Source organism: Bradyrhizobium sp. 2TAF36 (assembly GCF_052114925.1).
Lineage (GTDB): Bacteria > Pseudomonadota > Alphaproteobacteria > Rhizobiales > Xanthobacteraceae > Bradyrhizobium > Bradyrhizobium barranii.
Window position 1 is genome coordinate 1 of the sequence record NZ_JBFRFR010000050.1, and the last position, 18,080, is coordinate 18,080.

Here is an 18,080-nt window from a genome sequence, read left to right on the forward strand (position 1 = left end):
GGACATCGGGCGACTGGAACGCGTTCTTCGGCTTCGGCACCAACATCCTCGTCAACATGCTGGTGCTCACGGGCCTGCTGCGCTTCGTTTTGAAGATGCCTGATAGTCTCGTGTTCGGCCGCATCCTGCCCGCGCTCGGGCTGATGATGTGCCTCTCCACCTTCTACTATGCGTATCTCGCCTATCGGCTGGCGCAGAAGACGGGCCGCAACGATGTCTGCGCACTGCCCTCGGGCGTCAGCGTACCGCACATGTTCATCGTCACCTTCGTGATCATGCTGCCGATCACGATCAAGACCGGTGATCCGCTCAAGGGCTGGTCGGCTGGCCTCGTCTGGGTGTTCTTCCAGAGCTTTATCCTGATGATCGGGGGCTTCATCGCGCCGTTCATCCGCAAGATCACGCCGCGCGCGGCGTTGCTCGGCACGCTCGCCGGCGTCTCCGTCACCTTCATCTCGATGCGTCCGGCGTTAGAGATGTACATGACGCCGCAGATTGGTCTCGTCTGCTTCGCCATCATCCTGGTGAGCTGGTTCGGCGGCGTGAAATACTGGCGCGGCATTCCCGCGGGCCTCGTCGCGATCGCGGTCGGCATGGTCATCGCCTGGGGCTCAAACCTGTTCGGCCTCGGTCTCGGTGGGCTGAGCGTCAAGGGAGTCGGCGACGCTTTCGCGAACTTCGGCTTCTCGGTGCCGATCCCGGCGGTGGGCTACGTCTTCTCGGGCTTCGAATTCCTCGGCATCATCCTGGTTACCGCCATTCCCTTCGGCATCTACGACCTCGTCGAGGCCATGGACAATGTCGAGAGCGCGGAAGCGGCGGGCGACGAATATCCGACCACGCGGGTGCTCACCGCCGACGGCGTCGTCAGCCTGATCGGCTGCCTGATGGGCAACCCCTTCATCAACGCCGTCTATATCGGTCATCCCGGCTGGAAGGCGATGGGCGGCCGCATCGGCTATTCGGCTGCGACCGGCATCATGGTGGTGGTGCTGGCCTGGTTCGGCATCATCTCGGTGCTGCTGGCACTCGTGCCCGTCGTCGCGATCTCGCCGATCCTGCTCTATATCGGCATGCTGATCGGTGCGCAGGCGTTCCAGACCACGCCGGTCAAGCACGCGCCCGCGATCGTGCTGGCGCTGACGCCGCATCTTGCCGCCTGGGCCAAGCTCCAGATCGACACGATGCTCGGCTCGACCATGATGGCGGCGACCTCTGTCGGCGGTCTCGCCGCCGACAAGGCCGACGCGGTCAAGGCCGCGGCGATTGCCGCGCTGCCGCAGCAGGGCGTGTTCTATCACGGCTTGGAGGTGATGGGCGGCGGTTCCATCCTCGGCGGCCTCATCCTCGGTGCGATCGGTGTCTTCATCATCGAGCGCGACTTCGAGAAGGCCTCGGCCTTCGCGCTTGTCGGTGCCGTGCTCACCTACTTCGGCTTCATGCATGGCGAAGCCGTCGGTATCGGCGGCGGCTTCGGCGTCACGCCCGCGGTGGCGTTCGCCTACGCGGTGATGGCGGCGGGACTGTTCGCGGCCAGCAGGCTCGGCGCCACCGAGCATTATGCCACCCATCCGGAGATGCACGCCGCGCCGGCGGAGTAGGCATCGGAAAACATGAAACGCAGCCGGGCGATGTCGTGTCGCCCGGCTGCTTCATTTGCTACCCGCCCTTGACCGCGCCCGCGGTCAGCCCGGCCACGATCTGCCGCTGGGCGAACACTGTGAGCAGCAGCACCGGGAGGGTGACGATCAGCGCGGCGGCGGCGAGCGGGCCCCAGCTCAACTGGTCGAACGAGATCATGTTGTAGACGGCGACGGGCAGGGTGCGCGTCTCGCGTCCGGCCAGCACGATGCCGAACACAAAATTGTTCCAGGAGAAGATCACGGCGAGGATGAAGGCGACCGCGATCCCGGGCTTGGCGATCGGCAGGGCGACGTGCCGAAAGACCTGCCACCGCGTGGCGCCGTCGATCAGCGCGGCTTCCTCCAGCTCCAGCGGCGTGGTCTCGAAATAGCCGATCATGATCCAGATCACGATCGGCACCGTCACGACGAGATGGATGATGATCTGCGGCACCAGCGTGCCGAGCAATCCGAGCCACTGGAACAGCAGGAACAGCGGGATCAAATAGGACAGGCCGGGCGTGATGCGCGCGATCAGGATCACGATCGCGGATTTGTGCGCGGCCATGCGCGCGATGCCGTAGCCGGCGGGAACGCCGACGAGCAGGGCCAGCGTGGTCGCGCCGCCGGTGACGATCAGGCTGTTGACGAAATAGGTCAGGAAGCGGTTGGAAGCGAGCACGTCGGCATAGTTCTTCCAGGCGATGCGATCGGGGAAGAACACCGGCGGGTAGGCGGCATTGTCGACCTCGAACTTGAGCGATAGCGACGCCATCCAGAGGAAGAACAGGATCGCCGGCGACACGATGACGAACACCGACAGCCACAGACCGATCCTGCCAATGACCTGACGTAGGTTGAWTCGACTTGGGTTGACTTGACTTGGGCTCATGCGCCGCTCGCAATTTCGGTCCACAGCATGCGCTGGCGGGCATAGAGCATCACGGCCGCGAGGGCGACGATGAGGAGGAAGAACACCACCGCGATCGCCGAGCCGTAGCCGAGGTCGTAATAGGTGAAGGCGACGCTGTAGAGATAGATGTTGATCGTCTCCGACGCCGAGCCCGGTCCTCCCTGCGTGATCGCGAAGATGATGTCGAAACTCTTCACGGCGTCGATCATGCGGATCATGCCGGCGATGAACAGGAACGGCATGATCAACGGCAGGGTGATGAAGCGGAACACCTGCCAGAAGCTGGCGCCGTCGATCTGCGCGCTTTCATAAGGCTCGGTCGGGATGGCGGCGAGGCCGCCGAGCACGATCAGCATGACCAGCGGCGTCCATTGCCAGGTCTCGACCAGCACGAGCGAGGGAATGACGGTCGCGGGGTGGAAGACCCAGAGCTGCGCAGGTATCCCGACCAGCGACAAGAGGTAGTTCAGCACGCCGAGCTGCGGGTGGAACATCATGGTCCAGACCAGCGCGATCGCGACGGGGGTCGCCATCATCGGCATGATGAAGATACCGCGCAGAAAGCCGCGGCCGGCGAATTTCTGGTGAAACACGACGGCCGCGAACGTGCCGAGGATCAGCGGCAGCAGCACCGACAGCAAAGTGTAGACCATGGTGTGGCCCACCGCCTCGATGAAGCGGGGATCGCTCGTCAGCCGCAGATAGTTGGAGAACCCGACGAAGGTGGTCGGTGAGCCGACCTTCCACTCGTTCAGGCTCATCCAGATCGTGAAGACCCACGGGAAGATGATGATCGCGAGCACGACGACCAGCGCCGGCACCACGAACGGCCAGTAGGACGGCGGCCGCAATTCCTTCTCCGGCGCGGCATCGGACCGTGCCGCGGCCGGAGTCGATTGTGTCAACGCACTCACGCTTTTTCGCTGCGCTCCAGGATCGGCCGGTACTGATCGTGAGCCTTCTTCAACTCGGTCGCGGGATCGGCGCCCGATAGTGTCGAGGTGAGGGCCGCGYCGACGAGATCGCGGAATTCGGCGACCGGGATCACGACGGGAAGGCCGAGCTTGCTGATCTTGGCGGAATCGATCACCGACTGCAGCCACTCCTTGGGCATCTTCACGCCGTTCTGGACCTCGGGATCGCCGAGGATCGAGTTGCGGAACGGGACGCCGCCGCCGGCCTGCAACAGCCGCGCGCCCTGCTGCTTCGAGACCGCCCACTGGCAGAGCAGATAGGCGGCTTCCTTGTTCTTGCTCGCCGCGGCAATGCCGATGCCGTCGCCATAGGTGGCCGAATATTGCCCCTTCGGTCCGGCCGGCACGACGGTGTAGCCGACCTTGCCGACGACGCGCGAGGCGGCGGGGTCCTCCAGTGGCGGCGCCCAGCCGACGCCGTCGATCCACATCGCCGAACGTCCTTGCGTGAACGAGGCCATCGACTCCATCCAGTTGAAGCCGGCGACGCCTGGCGGGGCGACCTTCGTGAGGAGCGTCTGGTAGAGCTTGGTCGCGGCTACAGCCTCTGGACCGTCGGTCAGGATGTTGCCCTTGGCGTCGAGGAATTCGCCGCCATAGTTGAGGAAGAAGTTGGTCCACAACGTCATGTTGGCGTTGCGCAGGCCCCGTCCGACAAAACCGTAGGTGCCTTCCTTGGTGTCGGTCAGTTTTTCGGCGGCCGCGACCATCTCGTCGAGGGTCTTGGGGACGGCGACGCCCTTCTTCTGGAACAGCTCCTTGTTGTAGTAGAGGATGAAGTAATCGACCGACCAGGGCAGCGACAGCATCTGGCCCTTGTCGTTCTTGGCGTATTGCAGGCCGGCGGCCGAGAAATCGCTCTCGACGAGATCGGGTGCCGTCAGCGTCGGATCCTTCATGAAGGGCGTCAGGTCGGCGAGCCAGCCCCCCTTTTCGAACTGCCGCTTCTGGACGTGATAGCTGAGATGGACGACGTCGAAGCTCGGCCGGCCCGAGGTCAGCTCGATCACCACTTTCTGGCGCTGCTGCTGCTCCGGGATCTGTTCGGATTCCACCTGGATGCCGGTGAGCTCGGTGAACTCCTTGATGTTTTTTTGCAGGTTGTCGCCGCGCGGACCCTTGGCGAGGATCACCTCCAGCTTGGTCCCGGCGTATTTCTTCCAGTTGACCTCGGCGCGTGCCGGTAGTCCGGTCAGGCTGAGCGCGCCAGCCGCGGCGGTCCCCGTCAACAGCGTGCGGCGCGAGATGTTATGGTTGGCCACGTCAAATCCCTCCCTCTGATTCATTTTCTTTGGGAGGGATACTAACGGCCGTGCCACGCCTGCCTAGTCCTAATCTGGGGACTCAGGGACGCACGGCAGGCGTCTCCATCGGCAGGCCGCGCGCCCGCGACATCAGGTAGAGTTCAAGCGCGACCAGCTCGGGCGCGCCGTAATCATAGGCCTGGGCGCGTACGCCGGTCATGCAACTGCGCAACCTTCGCTCGATCGACCCCAGCGTCTGCCACTCCAGGCGGTAGAGCGGATAGCCGGTCGGCTGCCCTTGCGTGATCGGCGCGCCCGCAAGACGCTTGTCGAAATTGTCGTCGTGGCAATTGGTGCAGGCGAGGTTGAGCTGGCCCTCGCGCCGCATGAAGAGGTCGCGGCCCTGCGCCACGAAAGGCTTCAGTTCCGGATCATCGCCAGCCGTGATCGCGACGCCACGGGACTGGTGTGCGACGAAGGCGGACAGCGCCAGGAGGTCGCGGCTCTCGTAGGGCAGCGCCGGCGCCTGCTGATGATTGGCACGGCAGAGGTTGATGCGCTGGTCGAGGGTGACGGGGCGCGCCAGCGCCTTGTCGAAGGCCGGATAGCGCGCCGCGATACCCTTCATGCTGGTCGTTGCATCGCCATGGCAGTCCGCACAGGCCTTGTCGGCGCTGCCGGCCTTCTTCGCCCAGAGCGCCTCGCCGTCGAGCACGAAAAGCATGCCCGGATTGGACGTGTCGTCATCCTGCATCGCGCGCGTGTCCGGCCCCATGAACGAATAGCCGGAGCGGCGCGCGTCCGGCGGAATTTCGCCGGCGAGCAGGGCAGGGGCCGCGGCCAACAATGTTGCCGCCGCTATCGCGCGCCAAAAGATCATTCGACCGTGATCGAGGCCGATGCGGTCGACGAATAGCCGTTGTCGCCGATCCATTCGAATTCGAACTTGCCGCTCTCCTTCGCGACCGTGAAGAAGGAGAGGTATGGGTTGGCCGCGATCGCCGGAAACAGGTCGGCGCGGAAAACTTCGGTGCCATTGTAGCGGCACGTAAAACTCGTGATGATGTCGCGCGGCACCAGCGCGCCGTCCGCGGTGTGGCGGAAGCCGGTCTCCATGATGTGCGAGGTCAGCGTGCGGATCTCGATGACATCGCCGCGTTTGGCCTTTGCCGGAACGTTGATGAGCGCGGCCATCAGTTCATCTCCTCGGTACAGGCGGCCAGCGTCACGACGATGTCGGCGGCGACCTGCCAGAACGTGTCATCGGACATGCGTGCGATTGCCACCACCTTCTGGGTGTCGGCCAGCCGCATGCGGGTCGAGACCTGGGCGCGGCCGGAGGAGGGGTTGAGATAGAAATTACCGATGTTCGGCTGCGGGTTCTTCTCGTTGAAGACGTGGATGCTCTTGACGTAATCGGTCGCCGTCATCGGGCTTGCGACGCTCACCGTCACCGGCACGGTGTTGCCGTTCTCGACCAGCGGCGGAATGTCGAGCTTGACTTTGCCGGTGTGAATCTGGGCTTCGCCGACGACGTTGCGGATCGCGGTGCTGAGCATCGCCGGCGTCGCTTCCAGCGGTCGCAACGTGACGATCGGGATCGTCCCGGCGACCGTCGCGCCGCCTGCAATACTCAGGAATTGTCGTCGCGTGGTTGGCATGAAGCTAGTTCCGAAGCGTTACAAGAAAGGCCACGATGTCTTCGATCTCCGCGGCGGATAATATCGGCTTGCCGGCAAAATTGCGCCCGACCCGGACCAGCCCGTCGTTGCGATAATAGGACGGCATGATGGTCTGCGGGTTGTAGCGCGATGCATCGACCAGCCGCAGCCGCAACTGGCCAGCCGACCACCAGTTCCCGGTGCCGGTGAGATCGGGTGCGAGGTCACCCTGGAACCGCGCCTCCGGGAACGGACCGGAATGGCAGAGGATGCAGGTCGTGGAACGCACCACCACCAGCGCGCGTCCGCGCGCGGGATCGGCCGGCGCGCCCGTGAGCGGCTCGGGGATGGTGTCACCGATGATTTTGTAGCGCACGAGCTCGTCGGCTCTTGCGCCGCAAGCCAGGGCAAGGCCGGCGGCGATCAGCGCCGCGATATGAAGGAATGCTCTAGCCAAAGGTGTCTGCCGTGATGGTTTGAAACCAGCGCTCGGCTTCAGCCGCCTCGCGGGCGCGGAGCTCGCGTGGTGCATCGACCGGGCTGGTCGCGCCGCCTTCGACCTCGGCAAAGATGTCACCCCTGGGCTGGTAGTTGCCGGCGAGCGAGAAGCCGTAGCCGGGCGCGGCGGTTGTATAGCAGACGCCGGTCAGCCGCGGCGTCTCCGGCGCGCGGCCCACGAACAGGTTGACGATGGCGGCGGCGCAGGCCTTGCCCTGTGCGCTCGCGGCCGAGGCCGATTTGGGAATGCCGCCGCCGAGGCAGGCATCGCCGATGACGTGGATGTTCGGGACGAGCTTCGACTCGAAGGTCACGGGATCGATCGGGCACCAGCCGGTCGCATCCGCCGCGCCCGCGATCTCGGCGATGCGGCCGGCGCGTTGCGGCGGGATGACGTTGGCGACATCAGGCGTGTAGTTGCCGAACTCGGTGATGATGGTCCTTGTCGAAGGATCGACCGAGGTGACGCGACCGCCCTGCGACAGCGCGATGCGCTCGATCATGTCGCCATAGAGCTCCTTCCACGCCTTCTCGAACAGCCGCTGCTGCGAAAAATTGTCCTTGGCATCGAGGACCAGCACCTTCGAGCGCGGCTTCTTCGTCTTCAGGTAATGCGCGATCAGGCTGGCGCGTTCGTAGGGCGCCGGCGGGCAGCGCGAGGGATTGGCCGGGATCGCGATGGCGACCGTGCCGCCGTCCGCCATTGCCTCCAGCTGCCTGCGCAGCAGCAGAGTCTGCGCCCCGGCCTTCCAGGCGTGCGGCATTTTTTCGGATGCCGCTTCGTCATAGCCGGGCAGGGCCTCGAAATGGAAGTCGATGCCAGGGGAGAGCACGAGACGGTCATAGGGCAGCGCGACGCCGTCGGTCGTCACGACGCTGCGCCGCTGCGGCTCGATTGTGGTCACGGCCTCGCCGATCACGGTGATGCCCTCGGCGGCGAGCTTGTCATAGTCGAATTGCTGCGCGTCGATCTCACGCAGGCCCGCAATCACCTCGTTGCTGAAGGGGCAGGAGGTGAAGACCGCGTTCGGTTCGATCAGGATGATTTGCAGGTTTTCCTGCGCGCGTTTCAGCGCGCGGGCGCAGGCCGCGCCGCCAAAGCCGCCGCCGACCACGACGATACGTGCTGCCGATTGCGCACGCAGGACCGATGGCCGCGCCAGCGTTGCGGCGGCCGCGGTGATGCCGAGCACGGCATTCCGCCGTGTCACCGGGCGCGTGGTCATCAGGATCATCCAGGCAAAAATGCCGCGGCGGCCGTTGCAGCCGCCGCGGCGTTTCTCAGGCGAAGGTGATGTTCTGGTCGCGCAGCGGCACCGAGCGGATGCGCTTGCCCGTCGCCGCGAAATAGGCGTTGAGCACCGCCGGCGCCGCGACGCCGATGGTTGGCTCGCCGACGCCGCCCCAGAACCCGCCGCTCGGCACCATCACCGATTCCACCTTCGGCATCTCGTTGATGCGCATCGAGTTGTAGGTGTCGAAGTTGGTTTGCTCGATCTTGCCGTCCTTGACGGTGCAGCCGCCGTAGAACAACGCGGACAGGCCATAGACGAAGGAGCCGGCGATCTGCCGCTCCACCTGCGCCGGATTGACGACGTAGCCGGGATCGGTGGAGGCGACGATGCGATGCACCTTGATCTTGTTGCCGTCGGTCACCGAGATTTCGGCGGCGCCGGCGACATAGCTGCCATAGCCCATGACCTGCGCAATGCCGCGATAGACGCCCTGCGGTGCCGGCTTGTCCCAGCCGATCTTCTCGGCCACGGCATTGAGCACCGCCAGATGCTTGGGATGATTGCCCATCAGCTTGCGGCGGAATTCGAGCGGGTCCTGGCCTGCGGCCTGGGCCAGCTCGTCCATGAAGCATTCCATGTAGATCGCGTTGTGATTGACGTTCACGCCGCGCCAGAAGCCGGGCGGAACGTGCGGGTTGCGCATCGCATGCTCGATCAGGAGGTTCGGCACCGAATAGCCGAACGCGGCTTCGCCGGACTGGGCGACGCCCTGGAATGCGGCCGGATCCATACCGTTCTGCAGCGCTTCGGGGCGCAGCGAGAACAGGATTGACTGCCCGGACAGGCGGTAGTGCAGCGCGACCAGATTGTTGTTGGCGTCGAACGCGCCGGTCATCTTGCACTGGGTGATCGGGTGATACCTGCCGTGCGCCATGTCTTCTTCGCGCGACCACAACAGCTTGATCGGCGTGCCCGGCATCTGCTTGGCGATCATGACCGCCTGGCGGACGTAGTCGGTCTGGCCGCGCCGGCCGAAGCCGCCGCCGGGCATCACCTTGTACATGTCGCACTTCTCAGCCGGCAGGCCGGAGGCCTCCAGCACCGCCGCGAAGACGGCCTCGCCGTTCTGCGTGCCGCACCAGACCTCGCATTTGTCGGCCGTGTAGAGCGCGGTGGCGTTCATCGGCTCCATCGTGGCGTGGTTCTGGTAAGGGTAGTTGTAGACCGCTTCGACCTTCTTCGCTGCGCCGGCAATCGCGGCTTTGACGTCGCCGTTCTTGTTGCCGACATAGGCCGGCTGCGAATCGTCGAGGCCCTCGGCCAGCCACTTCGCGATCGACTCGCTCGAGACCTTGGCATTCTCGCCCTCGTCCCAGACGATCGGCAGCGCTTCCAGCGCGGTCTTGGCGTGCCACCAGGTGTCGGCAACGACCGCAACCGCGGTGTCGCCGACCTTGACGACCTTCTTGACGCCTTTCATGCCGGTGATCTTGGCTTCGTCATAGCTCTTCAGCTTGCCGCCAAACACCGGGCAGTCCTTGATCGCGGCGTTCAGCATGCCCGGCAGCTTGACGTCGATGCCGTAGATCATCGTGCCGGTGGTCTTGTCGGCGGTATCGAGCCGCAACAGGCCCTTGCCTGCGATGGTCCAGTCCTTGGGATCCTTGAGCTTCACGTCGGCCGGCGGCGTCAGCTTGGCGGCGGCTTCGGCGACCTTGCCGTAAGTTGTCGTCTTGCCCGACGCCTTGTGGGTGATGACCCCCTTGGCGACGGTGCATTCGGAGGCCGGCACCTTCCACTCATTCGCGGCGGCCTCGATCAGCATCACGCGCGCGGTGGCGCCGCCCTTGCGGACATAGTCTTGCGAGCTGCGGATGCCGCGGCTGCCGCCGGTCGAGAAATCACCCCAGACGCGCTTGCGGGCGACGCTCTGGCCGGGAGTCGGGTATTCGGTCGTGACCTTCGACCAGTCGCATTCGAGTTCCTCGGCGACCAGCTGGGCGAGGCCGGTGAGCGAGCCCTGGCCCATCTCGGAGCGGGCGATGCGGATCACGACGGTGTCGTCGGGCCTGACCACGACCCAGGCGTTGACTTCCGGCGAGCCGTCGGCCGCGCGGACCGCGGCGGGGCCACCGAAGGGGAGATCGAGCCCGATGGCGAGGCCGGCGCCGACAGCGGCGGTGCCGATGACGAAGGCGCGACGGTTCATCTTGGGAGAAACATGCTTGTTCATGGGGCGGCTCCTCAGGCGCTGGCGATCGTGTGGATCGCTTCGCGCACCTGCTGGAAGGTGCCGCAGCGGCAGATATTGGTGATGGCTTCGTCGATATCGGCGTCGGTCGGCTTCGGCTTTTCGGCGAGGAGTGCGGCCACCGCCATGATCATGCCGCTCTGGCAATAGCCACATTGCGGAACGTCCTTGGCGATCCAGGCTGCCTGCACCTTGTGCAGCGTGTCGCCGGATGCGAGCCCCTCGATCGTGGTGATCTTCTTGCCTTCGGCCTCGCTGACCGAAATCCCGCAGGAACGGATGGCGACGCCGTCCATGTGAACGGTGCAGGCGCCGCATTGCGCAATGCCGCAGCCATATTTGGTGCCGGTCAGGCCGGCATTCTCACGGATCGCCCAGAGCAGCGGCGTATCCGGCTCGACGTCGAGCGTGAAGGTTTTTCCGTTGATTGTTAGGTTTGCCATCGCAAGTCCCCTGATTGGCCCAATCCACCGATCGGACTCAGGGCGCAATGTGTCTGGCAAATTGGAACTGTTCAAATCAATAGTCCGAGGGGTGGCCAACAGCGAGGCTGGCATGCGCGGGGAAGAATGTCGGGAGCGCGGTGTTGCGTTGTGAACGGCGGTGCAAATCCGCAGCCTTTGGTCGCATCGAATTCGTTTGACTATCTGAGGGTATTGTACAACCTTTGGTTTGATGGATCATTAGTCCATCCTAAGGGAGAATCGCCATGGGCCGCATCGTCACGATCGATCTCGAAAAAGTTCTCGCGTCAGGTAACGATCTCAAAGCCAAGTCACCGTCCGGACTCACTACCCACGCCGATCTGCTCAGCCTCGCCAGCGACGTCAGCAAGGACCCGGTCTCCTATCTGAGCAGCGTTGGCGTACAGCTCGACGACCAGACGGCGTCGATGCTGCGGAACAAGCTGGCCACGCGTAGCGGCGGCGTACAGGCCGGTACGATCCATATCGACATCCTCTGATCCCGCATCTGCAGATCACGATGGCCGGCTGACCGGTTCGCCGGGCAGCCGGGATATGGGGTCGTCGGCCATGGCGTTCGGCGCACAATTTTTATCCGATTTCCGCGCGGCCAGGGTGACGCCTACCAATCTCGTTCTGAACGTCACTCTGAAATGCCCGCTCAAATGTTCGCATTGCTGCTTTTCATCTGACATGTTTCACGGCGGGCACCTGTCCGCCGCGGACGTTCATCGTTGTATTCAGCAGGCCGCACAGATCCCGTCGATGGAGATCATCCATTTCGTCGGGGGTGATCCGATGCTGCATGCGGATATCGTTGCCGACGCCGTGGCACTGGCCGCGTCGCTGGGCTTGCGCGCGGGCATCACCACGAGCGCGTTCTGGGCCAAGTCGCCCGCGCGCGCAACGGCGGCTGTTCGGCAATTGCGCGCGGCCGGGCTCACCGAAATGACGTTGTCTTACGACGATCCCCACGCCGAGTTCGTGCCGCTGAATTTCATTGCCAACGCGGTCGCCGCTGCGCGCGAATGCGGCCTGCTGCTTCGGATCGCCGTGGTGGTCGAGGCGGGTTCGAAGATCACTGCCGCCAGCCTGCGCGCCGATCTCGGTCTTCAGGACGAGCCCGGCATCAACATCTATGAGACCGTCGCCAACTCGACCGGTCGCGGCGACGGCACGGACGAGGACACGCAGGCGGGCCGCGTTCACCACGCCTCCGCCTATCGCGGTCCCTGCGAGTCCGTTCTCCACACCGTCACGGTCGATCACGAGGGCGGCATCCGGCCCTGCTGCGGCGTGCTTCCCCATTACGACTCGCTGAAGGTGGGCCACATCGCGAAGGAAGGGATCGAAGCCGCGATGCAGGCGGCCGCGGACGATCCGCTCTACAGATGGATCAGGCTGGAGGGACCCGTCGCCATCCTCGCCGCAGTCACGGCCGCCGATCCCGTGCCGATGCGCGTTGAGGATTTCGACGGCATCTGCACCGCCTGCGACCGCATCTTCCGCTCGCCAGAGCTGCTGGCGCGCGTGCGCGAAGCCGCCGAGGCGCGCCACGGCCAGATCGAGACCTGCGAGATCCTGCTGGACGGACAAGCCGCATCTGCCAACCTCGTGGCCGCACAATGAGCGTCGATGTCCTCTTCTGCTCGGCGCCGGTGATGTCGGTGGTGCGGCCGTCGGCGGCGCTCGGCCTGTTGCAGGCCTTGCTGCGGCAGAAGGGCATTCGGGCCGAGACGCTCTATCTGAACCTGCTCTTCGCCGACCGCATCGGGCTCGATCTGAACGAGCAGCTTGCGGAGAAGTTGCCGAGCCATCTCCTCGCCGGCGATTGGCTGTTCGGCGATTGCCTGGGCACGCGGCCCGGACGGCCGCAGGCGCAGCGCCACCTCAGCGAGCTCAGCGCCGCCATAGAGCGCAAGGGGCTGGACCAGCTCTACGAGATCCGCCGCAACCTGATCCCGTCCTTCGTGGCGGAAGCGGCCGACCGGCTGCTCGAACGCACCCCCAAGATCATCGGCTTCACCTCGATGTTCGAGCAGACGGCCGCTTCGCTGGCGATCGCGGCCGCGGTCAAGGCGCGTGATCCGTCCGTCGTCGTCTGCTTCGGCGGCGCCAATTGCCATGGGCCGATGGGCGCGGTGCTGCTGAAGAACTTTGCGCAGATCGACTATGTCTTCAACGGCGAGGCCGATACCGTGTTCGGGCCGGCCGTCGAGGCAATCCTGCGCGGCGAAGAGCCTCGCGGCCTACCGGGATGCCTGTCCCGCGACCAGCCGGCTGCTGGCGCAGCAGCCGGTCCGACCGCGATGGATGCGCTGCCGATCCCCGACTACGCCGACTATTTCGCGCAACTGCCCTGGATGTCTGAAGCTGCGCGCGTGCGTCCCTCGATTCCGTTCGAGTCCTCGCGCGGCTGCTGGTGGGGGCAGAAGCACCATTGCACGTTCTGCGGCCTCAACGGCGAGGGCATGGCGTTCCGGGCCAAGTCGGCGCCGCGCGTGCTCAGCGAGATCGAGACCCTGCATGCGGAGTTCGGCATCGGCCGCTTTGCCGCGACCGACAACATCCTGGGCATGTCCCATATCGAGGGCGTGCTGGGCAGGCTCGCCGAACGCCCGGCGCACGGCTTTCGCTTCTTCTACGAGATCAAGGCCAATATGGACGAGGCGCAGCTCGAGAAGCTGGCGCTTGCCGGGACGGTCTGGTTGCAGCCCGGCATCGAGAGCCTGTCGGATCCGGTGCTGCATCTCATGCGCAAGGGTGTGAGCGCCTTGCTCAACCTGCGCCTGCTGCGCAATTGCCGCGAGCTCGGCGTCGGGCTGGTCTGGTCGATCCTGTACGGATTTCCCGGCGAGCCACGCGACGCCTACGACGCCGTCGCCAAGATGGTCCCGCTGCTCGAACACCTTCAGCCGCCGGTCGGCTGCGGCCGGATCCGGCTCGACCGGTTCAGCCCCAATTTCGAGCGCGCCGCCGAGATCGGATTCCGCAACGTCACGCCGATGCCGGCCTATGGCGCGATCTACGATGTCCCTGACGAGGATCTCTTCGATCTCGCTTATTTCTTCGAGGGCGACGCACCCGATGCCGCGCGCGAGCAGGATCTGGTGTCGCTCAAGGCCGCGAGTGCGGCCTGGCGTGCGCGCTGGTTCGATCAGCCCTTTGCGCCGCAATTGACGATGACGGCGGTCGGCACGGCGCATCTCGTCAGCGACACCCGGGCATGCGCGCTCCAGCCGTTCTATTGTCCGACACCGGCCGAGATCGCCGTGCTCAATCTGCTGCGCAATCCCTGCACGCGACTGAGCGTCATTGAACAGCTTGCCGATCGTTTGGATGCGGCATCAGTCGAGGCCGCACTGGATGCGATTCTGGCGCGACGGTTTGCGATCGAGATCGACGGCAGAGTGTTGTCGCTCGTCACCGAGGCCGGCCGCGAGATTTTTGACGCCGACGCCCGTGCCGAATTTCCGCTTGGATTCGTTTTGCCACGCGAGCGTATCGCCCCGCCGGAAGAAAACGGGTTGCACGTGGCCCTGATGAACGCCAGCGATGAACCGGCAGGCCTCGAACGGGTGCAGCCATGACCGTCGAAGTCCGCCCCCTCGGCGACAAGTGCAACATCAAGTGCCGCTACTGCTATCAGGAGGGCATCCGCACCGCCGGCAACGTGCCGACGCGTTACGATCTCGACGCGATCATGGCGACGCTGGACAGATTGGCGGAACCCTTCAGCCTGTTCGGCGGCGAGATCATGCTGACCCGCCGGCCCGATCTCGAACGCCTGATGCAGCTGGGCTTCGACCGCCATGGCGGCGTCGGCATGCAGACCAACGGCACGCTGATCGAGGAGCGCGACATCGAGCTCTTCAGGAAATACCACGTGCGCGTCGGCATCTCGATCGACGGGCCGGGACCGCTCAACGATGCTCGCTGGGCCGGCAGCCTGGCGGCGACGCGGCGTGCGACGGCGCGCATCGAGGCGGCGATCGAGACGCTGTGCCGGGAGGGCATGCCGCCAAACGTGATCGTGACGCTCAACCGGATGAATGCCGCGCCGGCTCGGCTCGGCGTGCTGTGCGAGTGGATCGGGTTTCTCGGTAGCCTCGGCGTGCGCAAGCTGCGCCTGCACCTGCTGGAGCAGGACGAAACGGAAGGGGGCGAGGGTCTCGCGCTCACCGCGCAGGAGAACCTTGCGGCCTTGAGGCGACTGCGCCGGCTCGAACAGGAGCTGCTGTCAGTCCAGTTCGACATCTTCGCCGAGATGGCCGCGATGCTTAGGGGCGATGACGCGCAGACCTCATGCGTCTTCCACGCCTGCGATCCCTATGCAACGCGCGCCGTGGTGGGCGTCGAGAGCGATGGCCGGCTCGGCAATTGCGGCCGCACCAACAAGGATGGCGTGACCCATCTGCGTGCCGGCCGCGAGGCCTTCGAGCGCCAGCTCTCGCTTTACCGGACGCCGCAGGCCGATGGCGGATGCGAGGGGTGCCGGTTCTTCCTGGCGTGCAAGGGCAATTGTCCGGGCACCGCGATCGACGGCGACTGGCGGATGCGCTCGATCGATTGCCCGGTGTGGTTCGGCCTGTTCGAGGACATCGAGACCGAGCTTCAGGCGAACGATGAGGTCGCGATCAGCCGGTTGGAGCGCCGGTCCGATCTCGAAGCGAAGATGATCGCCGCCTGGTCGATCGGCGACAATCCGACCCTGCATTCGTTGCTCCAGCAGGCGGACGCACCATGACGTCCGCCTGGCCGACCTGCTGGCTGACCTGGCCCCGTCCTCCGCTCGCGGCCGCGCCGCGGGAGCCAGCCGTCGCCAAGGCAGCGACTCAGCGCATCAGCTTCACCGGACCGCAGGCGCGCGCGCTCTGGCAGCCGCGTCTGGATCGCCTCAGGCATGCGGCGCTAGCGATCGAATTCGAGATGGTGCGCCGGAAGCGCATCCCGGCCACGCTGGTGTGGACTGGCTATGATGGCATCGACGCCCTGACCGAGCGGGCGCGCGCGATTGGCCTGGAGGCCAAGCCGGTCAAGGCGTCGCTTGGCTATGCCGTCGACTGGCCGCTTGAGGCATCGATCGCCGAACCGAAGCGGCTGCTCGACTATGCGTTCCTGATCGGCGCCGCGCCGCTCGACACATCGATCGCCGAGCCGGCGGCGGACGGCCAGGAGCAGGCGGCGATACGGTTCGGCTATCCCGCATGCTGCGCAAGATCCTGGGCGGACCATCTTCGGCGTGGCGGAAGCGATCCGTTGGCCGGCATCCTCGCGCGCGAGGAGAAAGCGGCCGTGCCTGCCCATGTCGCGCTCGCGGTTCTGGGACTGGGGCCGGTGAGACACGGGCCTTGTTCTGCGGACTGTTCCGCTACGCGCGATCGTTCGCGTGAGTTCATCGATCTCGGCCGCCAGCTGGGATTGGCCGCGGAAATGAGTTGGCTCGAAGAGATGGCGGATTGGACGGTGTGTGCGTCGTTTGTCAATGGCGTTGCCGAGATTGCGACGGCCACCTTCCGCTGCACATGGCTGTCCGATGAGGGCACACCGTCGCATCGGCGGCCTCGTCAACGCGCGGCGGCGACGCACCTGGACAAGCGAAAGGCCGCAGCGGTCGAGCCCGCGGACAGCGCCGATATCCTCACCGAACTCGGCGGCGGATTTGAAGCGGCCGGTTTCGAAAACCCCTTCGCCATGCGCTCGCGCTTCAGCACGGTGGTCTGGGAGCAGACCGCTGCGCTGCGCCGCGCGGGATCGGCCGTGCATGTCGGATGCGGCGATGGATTGCTGCTGGAATTGATCGCGCAGACGAGGCCAAAGCTGAGATTATACGGTGCCGAGGAAGATGCCGCGCTAGCTGAAGCCGCGCGCCGGCGCCTCGGTGCGTCATTGCCGGTACTCGGCGGGACCAGCATCGCGGCGATTGCGGCGCTGTCGCGTCTTGCACCTGATGGCGTCGACCTCGCTTTCGTCGATGCGGAACGGCTTGGCGGCCGCGAACCGCTTGCCGCTGTCCGCGCGATCGCGAAATCGGTGATCGTGATCGGCACCGACCGATCGCTGCACCGGCTTGGGGATATGGACACCCTTGCGGCATCGATGGGATTTGCCTTGCTGCCTGGACGCGCAGGGCGCGTCTCCGCGGCCCTCTCGACGACGAGTGGTCGTCCGCACTGACCGGTTCGAAGGAGAGATCGCCATGGACGCGACGTCGATTGACTGGGAACGCACGGCACGACCGCAGGCCGACGGCCACGATACCGCCGTCGCCCTCGGCCTGATCGACACCGAGCCGACGCCGTGGCGGCCGCTGCCGCCGCAGCGTCCCCCGGTGAACGGTGCGCCGGCCATTGCGGATGGCAGGGTTGCCCTGCGCACGGAGGATCCGCTGCTGCCGGCGCCGCGGTTTGTCCCCGACGCGCAAGCCATCCGGGCGCTGGAGCAGGCGCTGCACTACGTCCGCCGCTGGCCGCTCGCTGCGAAACAATGGCCTGATATCGTGCACACCATCCAGTGCTATCACGACACCGAGCAGCCGACCGAGGGGCCCGGTCGGCTCGGCTCGGCCAGCCACTCGGTCGACGCGCGGTTCGGCGTCATCGGCCTCACGGTCAATTGCCCGCTCGCGACCGCGCAGGCGATCGTCCATGAAATGGCCCATCACAAGCTGAGGGCATTCGGCGTCGCCAACGAGAATGCGATCCGGATCATCAGCAATCCGCAGGACGAGCTCTATCCCAGCCCGATCGTGGTCGACCGGCCGCGTCCAATGACCGCAGTGCTGCACGCACAATATTCGTTCATCCACGTCACCCAGCTCGACGTGCACATGCTGGAGCAGGAAGACGACCCGCAGGTTCGCAGCGACATCCGCGCGCTGCTCGCGCGCAATGCGTCGCGGATGGAGCAGGGGTTCGAGACGCTGCGGCAGCACGCCCGCACCGATGCGGCCGGCCGGGCGTTTCTCGGCGCGTTCTTCGCCTGGTGCAGCGACGTCCTGGCGAGCAGCCGGAAGATGCTTGCCAGCGAGCGCGGCTGATTGCCCGCTCTGCCCAGGACCGGGTTCCAGCCCTAAACGCCAGATACGCGGTTTGAGACGACTTTCGGCTGTGATTGCCGGTTCCAGGCCCCGTCGGCGCTGCATTGCGGCGACAGTTTGTCCTTTTTACCGGGGTGCAAGACGAACGCGCTCTGGTACACTGGGACGAAGCAAAAAGG

17 protein-coding genes are annotated in these 18,080 nt (G+C 65.4%); 7 read left to right on the plus strand and 10 right to left on the minus strand.

The features are described 5' to 3' along the window. A partial coding sequence (locus tag AB4Z51_RS27060; protein WP_441498349.1) for a regulator occupies positions 1 to 1,601 on the plus strand: 1,601 nt, incomplete at its 5' end. Between the two features lie 58 nt (positions 1,602 to 1,659). On the opposite strand, the gene AB4Z51_RS27065 is transcribed toward AB4Z51_RS27060, so the two are convergent. From AB4Z51_RS27065 to AB4Z51_RS27110, 10 genes are read right to left on the minus strand one after another with little or no spacing between them, the layout of a single operon-like run. Further along, positions 1,660 to 2,514, minus strand: coding sequence for a carbohydrate ABC transporter permease (locus tag AB4Z51_RS27065; protein WP_441498350.1), 855 nt, complete (start codon positions 2,512 to 2,514; stop codon positions 1,660 to 1,662). Next, positions 2,511 to 3,449, minus strand: a complete 939-nt coding sequence (locus tag AB4Z51_RS27070) for a carbohydrate ABC transporter permease (RefSeq protein WP_085404495.1) — start codon at positions 3,447 to 3,449, stop codon at positions 2,511 to 2,513. The genes AB4Z51_RS27065 and AB4Z51_RS27070 overlap by 4 nt, the downstream gene beginning before the upstream one ends. Continuing rightward, complete coding sequence (locus AB4Z51_RS27075) at positions 3,446 to 4,795, minus strand: ABC transporter substrate-binding protein (RefSeq protein WP_441498351.1); 1,350 nt, start codon at positions 4,793 to 4,795, stop codon at positions 3,446 to 3,448. The genes AB4Z51_RS27070 and AB4Z51_RS27075 overlap by 4 nt, the downstream gene beginning before the upstream one ends. A 58-nt stretch (positions 4,796 to 4,853) precedes the next feature. Then, entirely contained in the window at positions 4,854 to 5,633 is a 780-nt protein-coding gene (gene soxA, locus AB4Z51_RS27080; RefSeq protein ID WP_085404494.1) for a sulfur oxidation c-type cytochrome SoxA, read from the minus strand. Next, positions 5,630 to 5,947 carry a thiosulfate oxidation carrier complex protein SoxZ gene (gene soxZ, locus AB4Z51_RS27085; protein ID WP_014497100.1) on the minus strand — a complete coding sequence of 106 codons (318 nt, stop codon included), beginning with the start codon at positions 5,945 to 5,947 and terminating at the stop codon, positions 5,630 to 5,632. Before soxZ ends, soxA begins: the two co-directional genes overlap by 4 nt. Continuing rightward, positions 5,947 to 6,414: a SoxY-related AACIE arm protein gene (locus AB4Z51_RS27090; protein WP_085404493.1), complete on the minus strand. Its 468-nt coding sequence runs from the start codon at positions 6,412 to 6,414 to the stop codon at positions 5,947 to 5,949. Before AB4Z51_RS27090 ends, soxZ begins: the two co-directional genes overlap by 1 nt. A 4-nt stretch (positions 6,415 to 6,418) precedes the next feature. Further along, a complete protein-coding gene (gene soxX / locus AB4Z51_RS27095; RefSeq protein WP_085404492.1) occupies positions 6,419 to 6,871 on the minus strand; it encodes a sulfur oxidation c-type cytochrome SoxX in 453 nt (150 codons plus the stop codon). Continuing rightward, positions 6,864 to 8,147 (minus strand): NAD(P)/FAD-dependent oxidoreductase, encoded by a 1,284-nt coding sequence (locus AB4Z51_RS27100; protein WP_193560891.1) that lies wholly within the window; start codon positions 8,145 to 8,147, stop codon positions 6,864 to 6,866. The genes soxX and AB4Z51_RS27100 overlap by 8 nt, the downstream gene beginning before the upstream one ends. Before the next feature lie 46 nt (positions 8,148 to 8,193). Then, on the minus strand, positions 8,194 to 10,380 hold the full coding sequence (locus AB4Z51_RS27105) for a xanthine dehydrogenase family protein molybdopterin-binding subunit (RefSeq protein WP_085404491.1): 2,187 nt from the start codon (positions 10,378 to 10,380) through the stop codon (positions 8,194 to 8,196). Positions 10,381 to 10,391: 11 nt separating this feature from the next. After that, the gene (locus tag AB4Z51_RS27110; protein ID WP_028156974.1) at positions 10,392 to 10,841 is read right to left on the minus strand and encodes a (2Fe-2S)-binding protein; all 450 of its coding nucleotides are present in this window, start codon (positions 10,839 to 10,841) and stop codon (positions 10,392 to 10,394) included. 266 nt (positions 10,842 to 11,107) lie between these two features. Here AB4Z51_RS27110 and AB4Z51_RS27115 point away from each other — a divergent pair, with 266 nt between their 5' ends. The 6 genes from AB4Z51_RS27115 to AB4Z51_RS27140 all read left to right on the plus strand — a co-directional run bounded on the left by AB4Z51_RS27115 (position 11,108) and on the right by AB4Z51_RS27140 (position 17,901). After that, positions 11,108 to 11,362, plus strand: a complete 255-nt coding sequence (locus tag AB4Z51_RS27115) for a hypothetical protein (RefSeq protein WP_028150121.1) — start codon at positions 11,108 to 11,110, stop codon at positions 11,360 to 11,362. A 70-nt stretch (positions 11,363 to 11,432) separates the two neighbouring features. Further along, positions 11,433 to 12,491: a radical SAM/SPASM domain-containing protein gene (locus tag AB4Z51_RS27120; RefSeq protein ID WP_135215068.1), complete on the plus strand. Its 1,059-nt coding sequence runs from the start codon at positions 11,433 to 11,435 to the stop codon at positions 12,489 to 12,491. Then, complete coding sequence (locus AB4Z51_RS27125) at positions 12,488 to 14,452, plus strand: RiPP maturation radical SAM C-methyltransferase (protein WP_244623184.1); 1,965 nt, start codon at positions 12,488 to 12,490, stop codon at positions 14,450 to 14,452. Before AB4Z51_RS27120 ends, AB4Z51_RS27125 begins: the two co-directional genes overlap by 4 nt. Beyond that, positions 14,449 to 15,609, plus strand: coding sequence for a radical SAM protein (locus tag AB4Z51_RS27130; protein ID WP_085404488.1), 1,161 nt, complete (start codon positions 14,449 to 14,451; stop codon positions 15,607 to 15,609). Before AB4Z51_RS27125 ends, AB4Z51_RS27130 begins: the two co-directional genes overlap by 4 nt. After that, complete coding sequence (locus AB4Z51_RS27135; protein ID WP_085404487.1) at positions 15,606 to 17,039, plus strand: hypothetical protein; 1,434 nt, start codon at positions 15,606 to 15,608, stop codon at positions 17,037 to 17,039. Before AB4Z51_RS27130 ends, AB4Z51_RS27135 begins: the two co-directional genes overlap by 4 nt. A gap of 22 nt (positions 17,040 to 17,061) precedes the next feature. Continuing rightward, positions 17,062 to 17,901 (plus strand): aKG-HExxH-type peptide beta-hydroxylase, encoded by an 840-nt coding sequence (locus AB4Z51_RS27140; protein ID WP_085404486.1) that lies wholly within the window; start codon positions 17,062 to 17,064, stop codon positions 17,899 to 17,901. Positions 17,902 to 18,080 lie beyond the last annotated feature (179 nt).